Source organism: Flavobacterium fluviatile, assembly GCF_010645065.1.
Taxonomy (GTDB): domain Bacteria; phylum Bacteroidota; class Bacteroidia; order Flavobacteriales; family Flavobacteriaceae; genus Flavobacterium; species Flavobacterium fluviatile.
Map to the genome: position 1 here is coordinate 47,230 of NZ_JAADZW010000003.1, position 16,936 is coordinate 64,165.

A 16,936-nucleotide genomic window follows, 5' to 3' on the forward strand; every position below is an offset into this window, starting at 1 on the left:
CCAATAAAACGATAAAAAATTTCAATTAAAGCAAATATAATTGTTATTTTGTGCAATTAAATGACAAATCGTTATGTTGAAAAACAACTTAAAATATTTTACTTTTTTATTGGTATTTTTAATGATGAGTTGCGCAAAGCGCGGCAGCATAACCGGAGGTTTAAAAGACACTCTTGCACCCGTTTTAAGGTCAAGTTCACCTGAAAACTTCAGCACCAATTTTAAGGCAGATGAAATCATTCTGACATTCGATGAATATGTCAAACTTAAAAACACCAATAAGCAGCTGATTATTTCACCTCCAATGAAAACTCCGCCAATTATTACGCCTTCCAATGCAAGTAAATTTATTAATATAAAAATTTTAGACACTTTACAGCCCAACACGACTTACAGTCTTAATTTCGGACAAAGTATTGCTGATAATAACGAAGGGAATCCGTATAATCAGTTCAAATATGTTTTTTCTACAGGTACTTATATTGATTCTCTTGCCTTAAACGGAAAGATTAAAGATTCTTATGACAAAACAGCAGACAATTTTGTAACTGTTATGCTGTATGAAATAAATGATAAATTTAAGGATTCTGTTATTTACAAGGAAAACCCCCGTTATGTAACCAACACTTTAGACAGTTTAACTACTTTCCGATTAGAGAATCTAAAAGCGGGAAAATATCTTTTGGTAGCTTTAAAGGATAAAGGAAGCAATAATAAATTCAATCCTAAAGATGACAAAATTGGGTTTTTGAAACAACCTGTAACGATTCCAAATGATACTATTTTTGAATTAGAATTATTTAAGGAACGACTTCCTTTGAAAACTTTCAAACCAATTCAGGCATCTGGAAACCGCTTGTTACTTCCTTATGAAGGGAAACAGAATTTTAAAGATACAAAACCAAAAATCGTCCTTAAAAATGGAGATGAAGTTCTTGAAACTATTATAACTCAATTTCCAAAAAAAGATTCACTGCAAATTTGGTATAAGCCTGTAAAAGCAGATTCATTATCAATGGAAGTCAGCAAAGATACTTACAATAAGACCTTTAATTTTAAAATAAAAAACCAGAAAAAAGACAGTCTAAACATTACTGCTGCGCAAAATGGCATTATTCATTTCCGGGACAGGTTTACACTTGAAACGGCAACACCACTTATTAAATTTGATAAATCAAAAATACAATTAGTTAATAAAGATTCTACGGCCGTCCCTTACACAATGGAATATGATGAGTTCGAGCAGAAACTATATATCGATTTTAAAAAAGAGCCTTCAGAAAAATACAATTTTACATTTTTGCCGGGTGCTTTAACCGATCTTAATGATAAATCAAATGATACTTTATCCTACAAACTCAATACGCGTGAAATAGAAGAATACGGCAACCTGACACTAAATTTACAAAACGTAAAGCGTTTCCCTGTTATCGTTGAATTAACCAATAAAAAAGGAGATATTGTACTGGCCAGTGAATATTCTGAATCTCAGACAAAATTTGATTTTCTGCTTTTAGAACCTAGTGTATATTCTGTCAGGATAATTTATGATGACAATAAAAATAAGATGTATGACTCCGGTAACTATTTAGAAAAAAGATATGCCGAAGAAGTTTTTTATTATCAGGAAGAAATCGACCTACATGCAAACTGGGATAAAGTCGAATCTATCGATCTAAGTATACCTTATAGTCCTGAACTGGCAAAAAAGAACGAACAGGCAAAGTTAAATGCGGAAAAAAAGAGAAAAAAAACTGCTTTTTAATCCTGAATTTCAAACACATCTTTATCGCTTAGGAAATCCATTTTTTTTCGGGTTTCCAACATGCTGTTTTTATCTAATTCAACTAAAAAAACGCCTTCAATTTCCTGTGGTTCTAAAATTGGATTTCCAAGAAAATCAACCACCTGCGAATGTCCGTTATAGTGATGATTATTTGCATCCACACCTATCCTGTTTAACCCAATTGTATAACTAAGGTTCTCTACCGAACGGGCTTTGAGCAGGATATCCCACGCATTTATTCGGACTTTTGGCCAGTTGGCAACATATAAAATCAGATCATAATTTTCGACATTCCGGACAAATACAGGAAAACGCAAATCATAACAAACCTGCAGGCATATTTTCCATCCTAAATATTCAACAATTTGTTTTTTGCTTCCTGAAGTATAGATTTTATCTTCTCCTGCCAGTGTAAATAAATGCCTTTTGTCATAAAACTGAATCTCTCCCGACGGAAACACAAACAGAAAACGGTTATAAAATTTATTATTTTCTGTAATAATCAGACTTCCCGCAACAGCACAATTTTTATTTTTAGCCAAAGCCTGCATCCAAAGGACAGTTTCTCCCTGCATCGTTTCAGCAACTTGTTGAGCATTCATAGTAAATCCTGTCGAAAACATTTCAGGCAGTACTACCAAATCAACATTTGAATCGATCTGATTAATTTTATTCTGAAACTGAATTCTGTTTTTAAAAGCATCTTCCCAATAAAGATCCGACTGAATAACTGCAATTTTCATTTTTATAATTTTATATAAAGTTAAAAAAGATGTGGGATTATTAATTAATCCTGATTAAAATCATTGAAAAAGGTAATTTGCAAAAAAAACGCATTTTTTTGCAAAAAAAATGCGTTAGCTTAAAATAATTTATATATTTGAATTTCCAATACTTTCCAAAACCAACCAAATGAGCATCATAATCCTTATACTCTGCATTTCTTTTTTAATCATTCAGATAGCGTGGTTTAAAATTAATGCTTTTGTAGCATTTATTATAACGGCTCTTCTCGCAGGTTTCTTTTTAGGAATCCCAATAAATTCCCTTTCACAAACCGTTCAAAAAGGATTAGGTGAAATGCTGGGTTCAATTACCTTAATAATCGTTTTTGGAACCTGTATTGGAAAACTCACGGTTTCATCTGGTGCCGCAAATATTATTGCTAAGACCGTTATGCAATGGACAGGCAAAAAGTACGTTCGGCTTGGTTTAATGATCACCGGATTTATAGTCGGCATTCCGCTTTTCTACAGTGTTGGATTTGTATTATTGGTTCCCTTAATCTTTTCAGTTGCACATCAGTTCAAATTATCAAAAGTATATTTGGGAATTCCGATGCTTGCTTCACTTTCTGTAGCACATGGATTTCTGCCTCCGCATCCGTCGCCAATGGCTTTAAGCAGTATTCTGAATGCTGATATTGGACTTGTCCTGATTTATGGAATCATAATTGCTGTTCCCACCATTTTTATAGCAGGATTATTATTTTCGAACCTGCTTAAAAACATCAAAACCGAATCTGACAACGGAATATTAAATGTAGAAGAAGTTTCAACAACTGGTAAGGTGCCTGATTTTTCAACCAGTTTATTCTCTGCTTTATTTCCCGTATTCGGCTTAACACTCACTTCATTATTACCATTAATTTCAGAGAATAAAACTCTGGTAAATATTTGTAAAACAATTGGCGATCCCAGCATCATAATGTTAATTTCCTTATTCATCTGCACCTACACTTTAGGAATTAGAATGAACCGGAGTCTGCAATCTGTAATGGACGATTATGCAACAGCCATAAAGGATGTCGCATTGATTATTCTTATTATTGGCGGTGCCGGAAGTTTAAAAGAAGTTATGATTGTAAGTGGTGTAAATGAAACCATCGTTGCAGCTTTAACTCAAATCAATCTACACCCTTATTTATTGGCCTGGATAATGGCCGCTATTATTCGCATTTGCGTTGGATCAGCAACGGCAGCCGGATTAATGACAGCCAGTGTTTTATTACCTTTATTACAAACTAATAACCTTGACCCCAACCTGTTAGTTTTATCTGTAGGTGCCGGAAGTCTGATGTGCTCTCACGTAAACGATCCGGGTTTTTGGATGTTTAAGGAATATTTTAATATCAGCATGAAAGACACTTTTAAATCATGGACCGTAATGGAATCATTAGTTTCTGTTCTGGGAATCATTTTCGTTTTTATTTTAAACTCAATTATACATTAACAGCATGAATTTATTACCACAAGAAAAATTTGAATCATTAGGTTTATCATTACCTCCTGCTCCACAGCCACTTGGTATTTACAAACCCTATCTGGTTGACGGAAAATATCTGTATCTTTCAGGTCACGGTCCGGTTCGCGATGACAAATCCTTAATTATTGGAAGAATCGGTGATGATATGGATATTGAAGAGGGAAAATTAGCCGCAAGACAAGTTGGTCTAACAATGCTTTCAACAATTGTAACCAACTTTGGAAGTTTAGACAAAATAAAAAGAGTCATAAAAGTCTTAGGGATGGTCAATTGCAGTTCTGATTTCTTAAGGCATCCTTATGTTATTAATGGCTGCAGCGAATTATTCGCAGAAATCTGGGGACAGGAAAACGGAATTGGTGTAAGAAGTGCTGTTGGAATGGGTTCATTACCTGATAATATTCCGGTTGAAGTCGAAGCTATTTTTGAATTGCATTAAACATTTTGCTTTAATAAAATTCAGAAACTAAAAAGAATCTATGAAAGAAAACTGGTGGGAAATAAATCCCGAAACCCTCATTGATACCCCATTTTTGGCCGTTTACGAAGACCGTATCCGGTTCAATCTGGAGCGGTTGATTGGGGCAGTAAACGGTGACACCCAAAAATTAAGACCACATATCAAAACGCATAAAATTGGCGAAATTCTGGAGCTGTTTAAAATCTACAACATAAAGAAGGTGAAATGTGCCACAATTGCAGAAGCTGAACTTGCTGCGATACATGAAATTCCGGATATTCTTCTGGCCTATCAGCCGGTTGGTGCAAAAAAGGAAAGATGGATTTCGCTGCTTCAAAAATATCCGGGCATCCATTTTTCGACTATAGCTGATAATTTAGATTCGGCGAAAGCCTTAAATGAAATTGCTCAGAGAATTAAACTTACCCTGAATATTTATCTGGATTTAAATACCGGAATGAACAGAACCGGAATTTCGATTTCAGACCAGTGGCCGGATTTGGCAAATGAAATTATTTCGTTAAAAAATCTTCATTTTGAAGGCATTCATATTTATGACGGTCATTTGAAAGGCACTATTGAAGAACGAAAATCAACGGCTTCAAATTCATTTTCAAGTATTAAAAAAGAGCTCGAAAAACTACAGCAAAAATTAAATTATGAATTAAAAATTGTTGCCGGAGGTTCCAACTCATTTCCGTATTATGCTACTCAGGAAAATGTAGAATGCAGTCCGGGAACTTTTGTTTTCTGGGATTCGAATTACAAGATTAATTTACCGGAGCAAGACTTCAGACCTGCATTGGTTATTGTGGGAACTATTATTTCAAAACCTACAGATTCAACATTTTGTGTTGATATTGGATACAAAGCGGTTTCTTCTGAAAATCCTGTCGATAAAAGAGTAGTTATTTTAAATGATGAAAATTTAATTCCGGTTTCACATTCAGAAGAACATTTAATTGTAGAAAACCGAGGAGAAAAAGACTATAAAATTGGGGATACAGTTTACTCCCTTCCCTACCACGTTTGCCCAACTTGTGCGCTTTATGATTCGGTTGAGGTAGTGAACAAGAAACATCAAATTTACGATCAATGGCTGGTTAAAGCCCGAACCAGAAAAATTAATATTTAAAAGTTTAAGCCTTACTGTATGTTTATAATAGATGCTCACTTAGATCTCAGCATGAATGCAATGGAATGGAACCGGGATTTAAGAAATCATGTTCCAGCTCTGCGTCACTTAGAAAAAGGAATGACCGACAAACCTGATCGTGAACGTGCAACGGTTTCATTTCCTGACTTGCGTAAAGGCAATATCGGAATTGTTGTAGCCACTCAAATCGCACGCTTTGTAAAACCGGACAGTAGTATTCCGGGATGGAATTCACCTGAACAAGCCTGGGCACAAACACAAGGCCAGCTGGCATGGTACAAAGCCATGGAGGAAGCGGGTGAAATAACTCAGATAACAGATAAAAAATCACTCCAAAAACAAATTGAAATATGGAATGACGGAACTCCCAATGATAAAAAACCGATTGGGTACATCCTGAGTTTAGAAGGTGCTGATTCCATTATAGATATTTCATATTTAGAAAAAGCATATAATTATGGATTACGAGCCATTGGTCCCGCGCATTATGGTCCAGGACGTTACGCAAACGGAACTGATGCAACCGGAAAAATGAATCAAAATGGTCTTGATTTATTAAAAGAAATGGAACGTTTGAATATAATTCTCGATGCAACACATTTATGCGATGATGCTTTTTGGCAGGCACTGGACCATTATCACGGACCTGTTTGGGCAAGCCATAATAATTGCAGAAGTCTGGTGAATCATAATCGCCAATACAGCGACGAAATGATTCAGGCTTTAATTTCCCGAGGAGCTGTTATTGGAGGCGCTTTAGATGCCTGGATGCTGGTTCCGGATTGGGAACGCGGTGTTTCGACGCCAAAAGCCACAAACTGCAATCTGGAAACTGTTTTCAACCATATGGATCACATTTGTCAGCTGGCCGGAAATACAAATCATATCGGAATAGGTTCTGACCTTGATGGTGCTTTTGGAACTGAGCAGTGCCCTTATGATTTAGATACAATTGCCGACTTGCAAAAACTCGTTCTTATATTTAAAAATAATGGTTATTCTGATGCAGATTTAAACAAAATCTTTCACCAAAACTGGATTGATTTTTTAATGAAAAACTGGGATTAGATAAAAACCAGGCCTGGAACTGCCTTCTTATACGATTTTAGTTTTTCGTGATCGGAACCTACTTCAGTCACCACATAATTCACTTCGGATAAGTTGGCAATTTTCATTTTTAGAACAGTGTCCAGTTTTTCAGAAATAGTAAGAATGGCTGTTTTTTCAGAAGCCTGAATCATTGCTTTTTTTACCTGGACCGTTTCCCAGTCAGAATCTGAGAAGCCGCCTTCGATATCTAAAGCATTGGTTCCTAATATTAATAAATCAGCCTTAATATTGGCCAGCTGATTATACACATCGCCGCTGACACACATTTGACTGTAGGACGAAATGCTGCCCCCGATCATGATAGTTTTGACATTAGGCTTATCCAAAAGTTCAACGGCCGATAAAACGGTAACTGTAAAAATAGTAAGATTCATGTCCTTTGGAATCAATCGGATAAATTCACGTATTGTAGTTCCGCCTCCAATCAATAAAACCATACCATCATGAAGTAAACCAACTGTTTTTTGTGCAATAACCTGTTTTGCTTCTCCGGCATAAGTAGCATTAGACGAAGAATGATGGTACGCATTAGTCATCGCGCCACCTTTCACTTTAATCAACAACGATTCTGATTCAAGTTCATTAATATCGCGTCTGATAGTATCCTCTGAAACAGAAAGTTTGTTTGAAAGTGTTTCAAAACTCACACGCGTGTGGAGGTTAATCTCTTTTAAAATATGATTTTTACGTTCTTCCTTAGTAAGATTTACTAATTCATTATCATTCATTTCGAATCGTTTTTAATAAAAGCAAATGTAAACAATAACTGCAATAATATTGCGAATCAAATTCTGAAACAAATGATTATCTTTAAGAAACGCTTAATTTTAAAGACATCTGACAAAACAGAATCTGCATTTTTTTTGCAAATTAGATTTTAAATAAATTAAAAAATATAACGCCCTATGAACAAAAGTCTTTTATTCATTTTAGTTTTTTTGTATTCTTTGGGAAACGCACAGAATTTCTCCAACAACAATACAATTATTCCTGCACCTAATTTTTATAAAGCAACAGGAGACAGTATTCGGTTGAACGGTCAGATAAAAGTTATTTTCGAAAACAATACATACAGCACCAAAGAACAAAAAACAGCTTCCATTTTTCAAGCTGCTGTAAATTCGAATACACCAAATAAAAAAAGCAATATTGAAGTTTTGTTCATTACCAAAAACCCATCTGCATCTTTAAAAAAAGAAGCATATAAAATCAATATTACTTCAAAAAAGATAACCGTTACCGGAAGTGAGGAAGGATTATTTTATGCTGTTCAGAGTTTATTGCAAATGCTGCCCAACAAACCATCAGCAAAAGAGATAAAATTACCTTGTGTAACCATTGAAGACCAGCCCAGATACGGCTACCGCGGACTTCACCTTGATGTTTGCCGTCACTTTTTTTCGATTAATGTTATAAAAGATTTTATTACACAGATGTCCAGTTATAAATTAAATAACTTTCACTGGCATTTAACCGACGATCAGGGCTGGAGAATTGAGATCAAAAAATATCCAAAACTGACCGAAGTCGGATCGAAAAGAGCACAGACTTTAGTGGGCAATAAATTTGAAAGATTTCCCTATTTTTTTGATGGAAATCCGTATGGTGGTTTTTATACTCAGGAAGAAATCAGGGATGTTGTACAATTTGCAGAAGCACATTATGTCAATATCATTCCCGAAATCGAAATGCCCGGTCATGCGACTGCAGCACTAACAGCTTATCCTAATTTAGCCTGTTTTCCGGATCGTAAATATAAAGTGGCAGAATTCTGGGGTGTTTTTGAAGATGTATTTTGTGCAGGAAAAGAAGAAACTTTTACTTTTCTGGAAGATGTTTTAACCGAAGTGATGAGTTTATTTCCGGGCAAATATATCCATATCGGAGGAGATGAATGTCCGAAAGCAAGATGGAAAGTTTGTCCGAATTGTCAAAAGAAAATTAAAGATTTAAGTTTGAATGACGAGCACGAATTGCAGAGTTATTTCATCAAAAGAATTGAAAAATTCCTAAATGCAAATGGAAGACAGATTTTTGGCTGGGATGAAATTCTCGAAGGCGGATTGGCTCCCAACGCAGCTGTAATGTCATGGAGAGGAGAATCCGGTGGAATAAATGCTGCAAAACTAAAACATCCGGTCGTGATGACTCCGGAAGGAACTGTTTATTTTGACTATAATCAGGGATATTCTCCTGAAGAACCGCTTACAGTTGGAAGACTGAGTACTCTGGAAAAAGTCTATAACTACAACCCTACTCCGGTGGACAGCTTAACGGTTGAAGAACAAAAATACATCATCGGTGTTCAGGCAAATCTTTGGTCTGAATATCTAACCAGTCCTGCAAAACTGAATTATATGCTGTATCCGAGAATATTCGCCCTGGCAGAAATTGCCTGGACGGAACCTCAGAATAAAGATTATAATACTTTTATTTTGGATAGAATGCCACATCATTTAGAAAAATTAGACTCGCAAAAAAGACTATATAAAGTTCCCGCGCCTTTTGGTTCGAATGAAACGGCATTGATTGCATCAAAATATGTTTTAGATTTAAAACCCACTATCAAAAACGGGCAAATTTTCTACACCATTGACGGTTACAATCCTGATGAAACTGCTGTAATTTACACAAAACCTGTCACTATAAATATTCCGAAAGGAGAATACCGAATTATAAAAACAGTTCAGATTAATTCAGGCGGAAGAAGAAGTTCCATCAATAAAATTATCGTTCGAAATCCAGATTTGAAACCTGCTTTGACAATTCAACCTCAAAAGAATGGTTTGAAGTATGAGTATTTTACGGGAAATTTTTCTCAAGTTCAAGATTTAGAACTTTCAAGACCTGTTAATTCAGGAATCTTTGGAGGCAAAATCAGTGCTGAAAAATGGAAAACTAAATTAGAGCGCTATATTGGTTTAAAATTTGGCGGATACATCTTTATTCCGGAAACCGGAAATTATTCCTTTTCAACTCTTTCTGATGACGGATCGAAGCTTATTATAGATGATGAATTGATTGTAAACAACGATGGTATTCATTGGCTCAATGAAGCCTACGGAGCTATCCGTCTCGAGAAAGGTTTCCATAAAATCAACATCAGTTATTTTGATCAGGTTGGAGGAACTACATTAAGCTGTTTTATACAGCAGGAAGGAAAAGAAAAACAGGAAATTAGTGCTTCGCAATTGTATTACGAATAGAAACAAAAAATGCATTCAAATTAATGAATGCATTTTTCTATAAACTAAGTTGTATTTACTTAACCTTTTAAGCTTGCTGCTAAATACTCACGGTTCATACGTGCGATATTTTCAAGAGAAATACCTTTAGGACATTCTACTTCACAAGCTCCGGTGTTGGTACAGTTACCAAAACCTTCTAAATCCATTTGGTGAACCATGTTTAATACACGCTCTGTAGCCTCAACTTTACCTTGTGGTAACAAAGCATACTGAGATACTTTTGCACCAACGAATAACATTGCTGAAGAGTTTTTACAAGTTGCCACACAAGCACCACATCCAATACAGGCAGCAGCATCAAATGATTTGTCTGCATCGACTTTTGGTACCGGAATAGTATTCGCATCGATAGTATTACCTGAAGTATTTACCGAGATAAATCCACCTGCGTGCTGAATTCTGTCAAAAGAGCTTCTGTCCACAACTAAATCTTTAATTACAGGAAAAGCTTTTGCTCTGAATGGCTCGATAAAAATCGTATCTCCATCTTTAAACATACGCATGTGTAACTGGCAAGTAGTTACGCCTCTGTCCGGTCCGTGTGCTTCACCATTGATGAACAAAGAACACATTCCGCAGATTCCCTCACGACAATCGTGGTCAAATGCTACTGGCTCTTCTCCTTTATTGATTAATTGTTCGTTAAGAACATCAAGCATTTCAAGGAATGACATATCCGGTTCGATTCCGTCGATTGGGTAATCAACGATTCCTCCTTTATCCTGGGCGTTTTTCTGACGCCATATTTTTAATGTAAGTTTCATCTTTTATAAGTTTAAAAGTCTTAAGTCTAAAATCTTAAAGTCCAATCTCAACATTTTAAAGCTAAGGACTAAAGACTAAGGCTAAATCCTATTTGTAGCTTCTTTGAACTAATTTAATGTTTTCGTAATTAAGAGGTTCTTTGTGTAATACGGCGTCACTTGGTTTTCCTTTGTACTCCCAGGCTGCAACGTATGCAAAGTTGTCATCGTCACGAAGTGCTTCTCCTTCTTCTGTCTGGTATTCCTCACGGAAGTGACCACCACAAGATTCATTACGGTGTAAAGCATCTTTCGCAAACAATTCTCCTAATTCCAGGAAATCAGCAACACGGATTGCTTTTTCTAATTCCTGATTAAATTCGTTAGCGCTTCCAGGAACTTTTACATCTTTATAAAACTCTTCACGCAAAGCGGCAATTTCTTCCATAGCCTCAGCTAATCCTTTAGCATTACGGGCCATACCTACTTTATTCCACATAATTTTACCTAATTTTTTATGGAAATAATCTACAGAATGAGTTCCATTATTACTGATAAAATTATTGATCAAATCTTTTACTGATTTTTCAGCTTCAACGAATTCCGGCAAGTCTGTAGAGATTGGTCCCATTTTAATATCCGGAGCTAAATAATCTCCGATAGTGTATGGTAACACGAAATATCCATCAGCCAATCCCTGCATCAAAGCAGAAGCTCCTAGTCTGTTTGCCCCGTGGTCAGAAAAGTTAGATTCTCCAATTGAGAAACATCCTGGAATAGTAGTCATTAAGTTATAATCAACCCAGGTTCCTCCCATTGTGTAGTGAACCGCCGGGTAAATCATCATTGGTGTTACATACGGATCTTCGTCAACGATTTTCAGGTACATTTGAAATAAGTTTCCGTATTTACTTTTAACGATGTCAGTTCCTAATTTAGTAACTAAAGTTTTATCATTTTCATTCAATCCTTTTACGTGAGCAGCTTCTTTTCCGTAACGTTCGATAGCAGCTGCAAAATCAAGATAAACTGCTTCACCCGTTTTATTAACGCCAAAACCAGCATCACATCTTTCTTTAGCCGCACGGGATGCAACGTCACGAGGAACCAGGTTACCAAAGGCAGGATATCTTCTCTCCAGAAAATAATCTCTGTCTGCTTCAGCAATATCAGTTGCTTTTTTTCTTCCCTCACGGATTGCCTGAGCATCTTCTAATTTTGCAGGAACCCAGATACGACCGTCATTACGTAACGATTCAGACATCAAAGTCAGTTTAGACTGGTGATCTCCTGAAACCGGAATACATGTCGGGTGAATTTGTGTGTAGCAAGGATTTGCGAAGAACGCTCCTTTTTTATGAATTTTCCACGCTGCTGTTGCGTTACTTCCCATAGCATTTGTAGAAAGGAAAAATACGTTTCCGTATCCACCTGAACCAATTACTACCGCGTGAGCAGAATGTCTTTCAATTTCTCCTGTGATTAAGTTACGAGCGATAATTCCTCTCGCTTTTCCGTCAACAACTACTAATTCGAGCATTTCATGACGGTTGTACATTTTTATTTTTCCACGGCCAATCTGACGGTTCATTGCAGAATAAGCTCCTAACAATAATTGCTGTCCGGTTTGTCCTTGTGCATAGAATGTACGTGAAACCAATGTTCCTCCAAAAGAACGGTTATCCAAGAGTCCGCCATATTCACGAGCCAATGGCACCCCTTGAGCCACACACTGGTCAATAATATTTGCAGAAACTTCAGCCAGACGGTGAACATTTGCTTCACGTGCACGGTAGTCACCTCCTTTTACAGTATCGTAGAACAATCTGTAAACCGAGTCACCGTCACCTTTATAGTTTTTTGCCGCGTTGATACCTCCCTGTGCAGCAATAGAGTGTGCACGACGTGGAGAATCCTGGAAGCAAAATGCTTTTACGTTATATCCTAATTCAGCCAAAGTAGCCGCAGCCGAACCTCCCGCCAAACCTGTACCAACCACGATAATATCTAAATTACGTTTGTTAGCAGGGTTTACTAAATTAATATGATCTTTATAATTTGTCCATTTGTCCGCTATAGGACCATTTGGAATTTTTGAATCTAATGCCATTATAATTGATATTAATTATTGAAATGATGAAATAAAGCGATAATTACAAAAAGAGCCGGAACCACAACTGCGAACCAGTAACCTACTTTTGCCAAAAATCTTGAATATTTGTTGTGCATCCCTACTGATTGTAAAGATGATGCAAATCCGTGCCATAAGTGAAATCCTAAAAGGATAAATGACACACAGTATAATCCCGTACGGATCGGGTCATGAAATTTATGAACTAACTCCCCATAATATCTAGTGGCATCTGGTGCCGTACCTGCTATGTACTTATACGTAACTTCAGGAAACCAGAAATCATAAAAATGCAGTCCTAAGAATGCTAAAATAACCAATCCAGAAATAATCATGTTCCTGGAACTCCATGATGCGTTTGCAGCCCCATTGTAATTCGCATAAGCAATAGGTCTTGCAGCCCTGTTCTGAGCAGTAAGTATAAATCCCATTACAAAATGGAAAATTACTCCGATTGCCAAAATTGGCTGCATTACAAACTGTATTAGCGGATTGTAACCCATAAAGTGTGAAGCCTCGTTAAAAACGTCTTCACTAATAACAGAAATGAAGTTTAAGGTAACATGCAGCGCTAAAAACGTGATTAAGAATATTCCCGAAAGAGCCATAGCTACTTTCTTTAAGATGGAAGCATTCAATAGTGCAGATTGTGCCATAAGTGTTTAAGTAGTTTTGTTTTAAAAATTAGGCAAAAATAACTCAAATACACGTCAACTACAACCATTTCGCTGTTATTTATAATGATTTTAAAATAGACTACGTATACGTAGTTTTACGTATAAAAATAACAGATTACGCATTAAATTATTATAAAAATTTTCAAATGTATAATTAAGTCGATTTTATTTCAGAAAATATGCATCGCATAAAAAATAACAAAACTTTACTAAATTATTATTTTACTTCAACTTTCGTACTCTATTTTACAAAAGTGCTATTAGCCTGTAATTTTATATTCCTAAAAAATTGCCATTCCATTCTAATAACTTTACCTTTACCGCCTTCAAAAAAAATGAGAATGAAAACAGGAATTGATGCTATTTCTTTTGATGTAGCCAACATACATTTACCCATAAAAACATTGGCGAATGCCAGAAATATTGAACCGGAAAAACTGGAAAAAGGTCTCGGATTATTAAAAATGACTTTCCCGGACGTTCATCAGGACGCCGTAGTTTTTGGAGCAAATGCTTTAACAAAACTGATCATTGACAATAAAATCAACCTAAACGAAATAAGCAGAATCTATGTTGGGACCGAAAGCGGCATTGACAGTTCGAAACCAATAGCTTCTTATCTGATTAGTCTAATGGAGCACAAATTTGGAGAAGATGCCTTGGCTGAATGCGACGTTGTCGATTTTACCTTCGCTTGTATTGGCGGTGTTGATGCCGTGCAGAACTGTTTGGATTTTGTAAAACTGAATCCATCTAAAAAAGCAATTGTAGTTACTTCTGATTTTGCAAAATATGATTTGAATTCCGGCGGAGAATACACTCAGGGCGCCGGAGCCGTTGCAATGCTAATCTCAGCTAATCCAAAAATTATTGCTTTTGATGATAACTGGGCAACAAGTACAAAAGGTGTTTTTGATTTCTTTAAACCATACAGAAGCATTTCAAAAGAAGCCATTACACAAAATTCAAACAACGATTCCTGGTTTGACAATTTAGAAGCCGAAATCGAAATCCATAAAGACCAGCCGGTTTTTGATGGTCAATATTCCAATCAGTGTTATATGGATCGTACGCGCAATGCTTACTTTTCATTCAAAAAATTAAAAAATACTACCGAAACTTTATACAACACCTGGCATAGTATCGTAATGCATTTGCCATATTCTTTTCAGGGACGCAGAATGTTGTCTGAAATTTATGCTTTAGACAGCGCCGAAAAAATTATTGCCGATGATATTGTGCCAGCCGATTATCAGGCAAAAATTAAAGAAGTGGCAAAATCTGATGATTACAGAAGTTTTGTTACCGAGAAATTACAGCCTGCAGAATTGGCTTCTTCTTTAATTGGAAACCTTTACACTGGTTCTATTTTTATGGGATTATTATCGACTCTGGCTCATTTTTATGGCACAAACGCAGCAATTGCAGGAACTAAATTCGGTTTCTTAGCTTATGGAAGCGGATCGAAATCAAAAGTTTTCGAAGGAACCATTCAGCCGGAATGGAAATCGGCTTTAGAAAACGTGAAGCTTTTTGAAAACTTAGCAGAAAGTACAGAAATTGATTTCAATACTTACGAAAGCCTTCATAAAAAAGAGCAAAAACAAAGTGTAAGAACTCCAAAAAACGAATGGGTTTTAGACCGAATCGAAAAAGAGATTCCAACTTTAATCGGAGCTCGCTATTATAAATGGGTGGATTAAATTAATTTTCAATCCAAAAAATCCAAATTCCAAAAAACCGAAGTTTATTAATTCTTCGGTTTTTTTTATATCAGGACTTTCTATTAAATCATTTTTGATAATTCGACCTCAAGTTTATCAAAGTTCTCTTCGTTTTTATCTACTACATAGGGTTTCAGTTTATTGCATTCTTCAGGCGTGTCAAAAATCATTTTAAAAACAATTTTAGTTTGATTATCTGAAACCTTTTCAAATGATACTGCTACCTGAAAAAGTGGTTTCGAATGGCGTTTCCAGCTTAGAAAACTGGGCTTTTCAACTTTTAGAAATTCACACTCATTTGCATAATTTCCTTTATCAGGTCCGTGCATAATGAAACTCCATTTTCCGCCGGGACGCAAATCAAATTCATTGAATGTATTGGTAAAGCCTTTTGGACCCCACCAGTTTTTTAAATGTTCCGGTTCTGTCCAGGCCGAATAAACAAGTTCCTGTGCGAAATTTACAATTCTGTTTGATACAATTTCGTTTTCGGGTTTTGCTGAAATATTATCTGATGCCATATTTTTATTGTTTAACTATTATTACCATTGGAGTAAAATGAAGTGTCGGGCTGAGCGGAGTCGAAGCACCTCAAGGTTAAAAGCCTTCGACTCCGCTCAGGATGACATTATTACCTAAATTAAATGCCATTTTAAACTCAATTTTACAGTTGTTGATCTCTTTCGTGACAAAATTAATTTTACATTGATTCCATCTAATAAATCATTCATTTATAAAAGAAACCATTCCGTTTAAAGTTTCTTTTTGCTGCTGCTCTCTACTAATTGTCGCTTTATCATCTCCCAATTGAAAACCATAATAACCAAACTGACAATGGTTTGCTCCTTCTATCTTTATAAATCTTGCAGTCTTGGGCAATTTCGATTTGTTTTTCATAATGAACCCTTCATCTGCCACACCGTCTTTTGAACCGTAAATTTTTAAGATTGGGATTTGGGCATCTACCAGAGAAATATCCCGTGGATGCGAAGTTCCGATCAATATCAGTTTATCAATTAAATCCGGATTTTCATACACAAACTGAGCTGCCATTTTTCCGCCCTGCGAATGTCCTGCGAGAATGTAAGTTTTAGAATCATCATCAAGAAGATGTAAGTCTTTAGGTTTATTATATCCTTTTGAAGCAAGTCGCCATGGCATTTTTATCAAATAGACCATCATGTTTTGATCAGCCAGTTTTCTGCAAAGCGGAACGTAAGCTTCTGTTTCCACCATTGCACCCGGATAAAAAATAACAACATTTTTAAATTCTTTTTTAGGCGTAAATAAATAATAATCAGAAGCATCTTCTACATTCATCAAATCATTGCTTTGCAGAAAAGACTTGTCCACACCATCAGACTCATAGGAATAAAACAGCCAAATGGTAAACAGTATACCTGTTGCAATCCAGATTGTTTTTAAAATCCTTTTTAACTTCCATCTTTTTGCTGCCATATTCAATTGATGTTTACTAAATTAATACGTTAGGTAAAATAAGTGTCAGGCTGAGCGGAGTCGAAGCCCTCAAGGTTAAAAGCCTTCGACTCCGCTCAGGATGACATCAATTCTTTAAACTGTAAATAATATATCACTTATAAAAATGTAAACATTCAAATTTAGCATTTCTCTGAAT

14 protein-coding genes are annotated in these 16,936 nt (G+C 35.9%); 7 read left to right on the plus strand and 7 right to left on the minus strand.

The genetic code is table 11. The annotated features are described in order from the left end of the window. Positions 1–73 precede the first annotated feature (73 nt). Positions 74–1,765 (plus strand): Ig-like domain-containing domain, encoded by a 1,692-nt coding sequence (locus tag GXM17_RS06010; RefSeq protein WP_163398393.1) that lies wholly within the window; start codon positions 74–76, stop codon positions 1,763–1,765. On the opposite strand, the gene GXM17_RS06015 is transcribed toward GXM17_RS06010, so the two are convergent. Continuing rightward, positions 1,762–2,529 carry an amidohydrolase gene (locus GXM17_RS06015; protein WP_163398394.1) on the minus strand — a complete coding sequence of 256 codons (768 nt, stop codon included), beginning with the start codon at positions 2,527–2,529 and terminating at the stop codon, positions 1,762–1,764. The genes GXM17_RS06010 and GXM17_RS06015 overlap by 4 nt on opposite strands. Positions 2,530–2,698: 169 nt before the next feature. On the opposite strand from GXM17_RS06015, the gene GXM17_RS06020 reads away from it, so the two are divergent. Genes GXM17_RS06020 through GXM17_RS06035 form a run of 4 tightly spaced genes read left to right on the plus strand, consistent with a single transcriptional unit; the run spans position 2,699 to position 6,735 of the window. Next, a complete protein-coding gene (locus tag GXM17_RS06020) occupies positions 2,699–4,018 on the plus strand; it encodes a GntP family permease (protein WP_163398395.1) in 1,320 nt (439 codons plus the stop codon). 4 nt (positions 4,019–4,022) lie between these two features. Next, positions 4,023–4,490, plus strand: coding sequence for a RidA family protein (locus GXM17_RS06025; protein ID WP_163398396.1), 468 nt, complete (start codon positions 4,023–4,025; stop codon positions 4,488–4,490). A 40-nt stretch (positions 4,491–4,530) separates the two neighbouring features. Beyond that, on the plus strand, positions 4,531–5,646 hold the full coding sequence (locus tag GXM17_RS06030; RefSeq protein ID WP_163398397.1) for a D-TA family PLP-dependent enzyme: 1,116 nt from the start codon (positions 4,531–4,533) through the stop codon (positions 5,644–5,646). 18 nt (positions 5,647–5,664) lie between these two features. Next, positions 5,665–6,735: a dipeptidase gene (locus tag GXM17_RS06035; RefSeq protein WP_163398398.1), complete on the plus strand. Its 1,071-nt coding sequence runs from the start codon at positions 5,665–5,667 to the stop codon at positions 6,733–6,735. On the opposite strand, the gene GXM17_RS06040 is transcribed toward GXM17_RS06035, so the two are convergent. Next, on the minus strand, positions 6,732–7,505 hold the full coding sequence (locus GXM17_RS06040; protein WP_163398399.1) for a DeoR/GlpR family DNA-binding transcription regulator: 774 nt from the start codon (positions 7,503–7,505) through the stop codon (positions 6,732–6,734). The two genes, GXM17_RS06035 and GXM17_RS06040, sit on opposite strands and share 4 nt — an antisense overlap. A gap of 177 nt (positions 7,506–7,682) precedes the next feature. Between GXM17_RS06040 and GXM17_RS06045 the strand changes: the two genes are divergently transcribed. After that, positions 7,683–9,983, plus strand: coding sequence for a family 20 glycosylhydrolase (locus GXM17_RS06045; protein ID WP_163398400.1), 2,301 nt, complete (start codon positions 7,683–7,685; stop codon positions 9,981–9,983). A gap of 59 nt (positions 9,984–10,042) precedes the next feature. Here GXM17_RS06045 and GXM17_RS06050 read toward each other — a convergent pair whose 3' ends face one another. From GXM17_RS06050 to GXM17_RS06060, 3 genes are all read right to left on the minus strand, one after another. Then, positions 10,043–10,789, minus strand: a complete 747-nt coding sequence (locus GXM17_RS06050) for a succinate dehydrogenase/fumarate reductase iron-sulfur subunit (RefSeq protein WP_163398401.1) — start codon at positions 10,787–10,789, stop codon at positions 10,043–10,045. An 88-nt stretch (positions 10,790–10,877) separates the two neighbouring features. Continuing rightward, the gene (locus tag GXM17_RS06055) at positions 10,878–12,878 is read right to left on the minus strand and encodes a fumarate reductase/succinate dehydrogenase flavoprotein subunit (RefSeq protein WP_163398402.1); all 2,001 of its coding nucleotides are present in this window, start codon (positions 12,876–12,878) and stop codon (positions 10,878–10,880) included. An 11-nt stretch (positions 12,879–12,889) separates the two neighbouring features. Then, complete coding sequence (locus GXM17_RS06060; RefSeq protein ID WP_163398403.1) at positions 12,890–13,555, minus strand: succinate dehydrogenase cytochrome b subunit; 666 nt, start codon at positions 13,553–13,555, stop codon at positions 12,890–12,892. Positions 13,556–13,917: 362 nt separating this feature from the next. On the opposite strand from GXM17_RS06060, the gene GXM17_RS06065 reads away from it, so the two are divergent. After that, positions 13,918–15,279 (plus strand): hydroxymethylglutaryl-CoA synthase family protein, encoded by a 1,362-nt coding sequence (locus GXM17_RS06065; protein WP_163398404.1) that lies wholly within the window; start codon positions 13,918–13,920, stop codon positions 15,277–15,279. An 83-nt stretch (positions 15,280–15,362) separates the two neighbouring features. Here the strand turns inward: GXM17_RS06065 and GXM17_RS06070 are convergent, their stop codons facing one another. Both GXM17_RS06070 and GXM17_RS06075 read right to left on the minus strand, forming a co-directional pair. Continuing rightward, entirely contained in the window at positions 15,363–15,821 is a 459-nt protein-coding gene (locus tag GXM17_RS06070) for an SRPBCC family protein (RefSeq protein WP_163398405.1), read from the minus strand. A 202-nt stretch (positions 15,822–16,023) separates the two neighbouring features. Continuing rightward, on the minus strand, positions 16,024–16,758 hold the full coding sequence (locus GXM17_RS06075; RefSeq protein WP_163398406.1) for an alpha/beta fold hydrolase: 735 nt from the start codon (positions 16,756–16,758) through the stop codon (positions 16,024–16,026). Positions 16,759–16,936 lie beyond the last annotated feature (178 nt).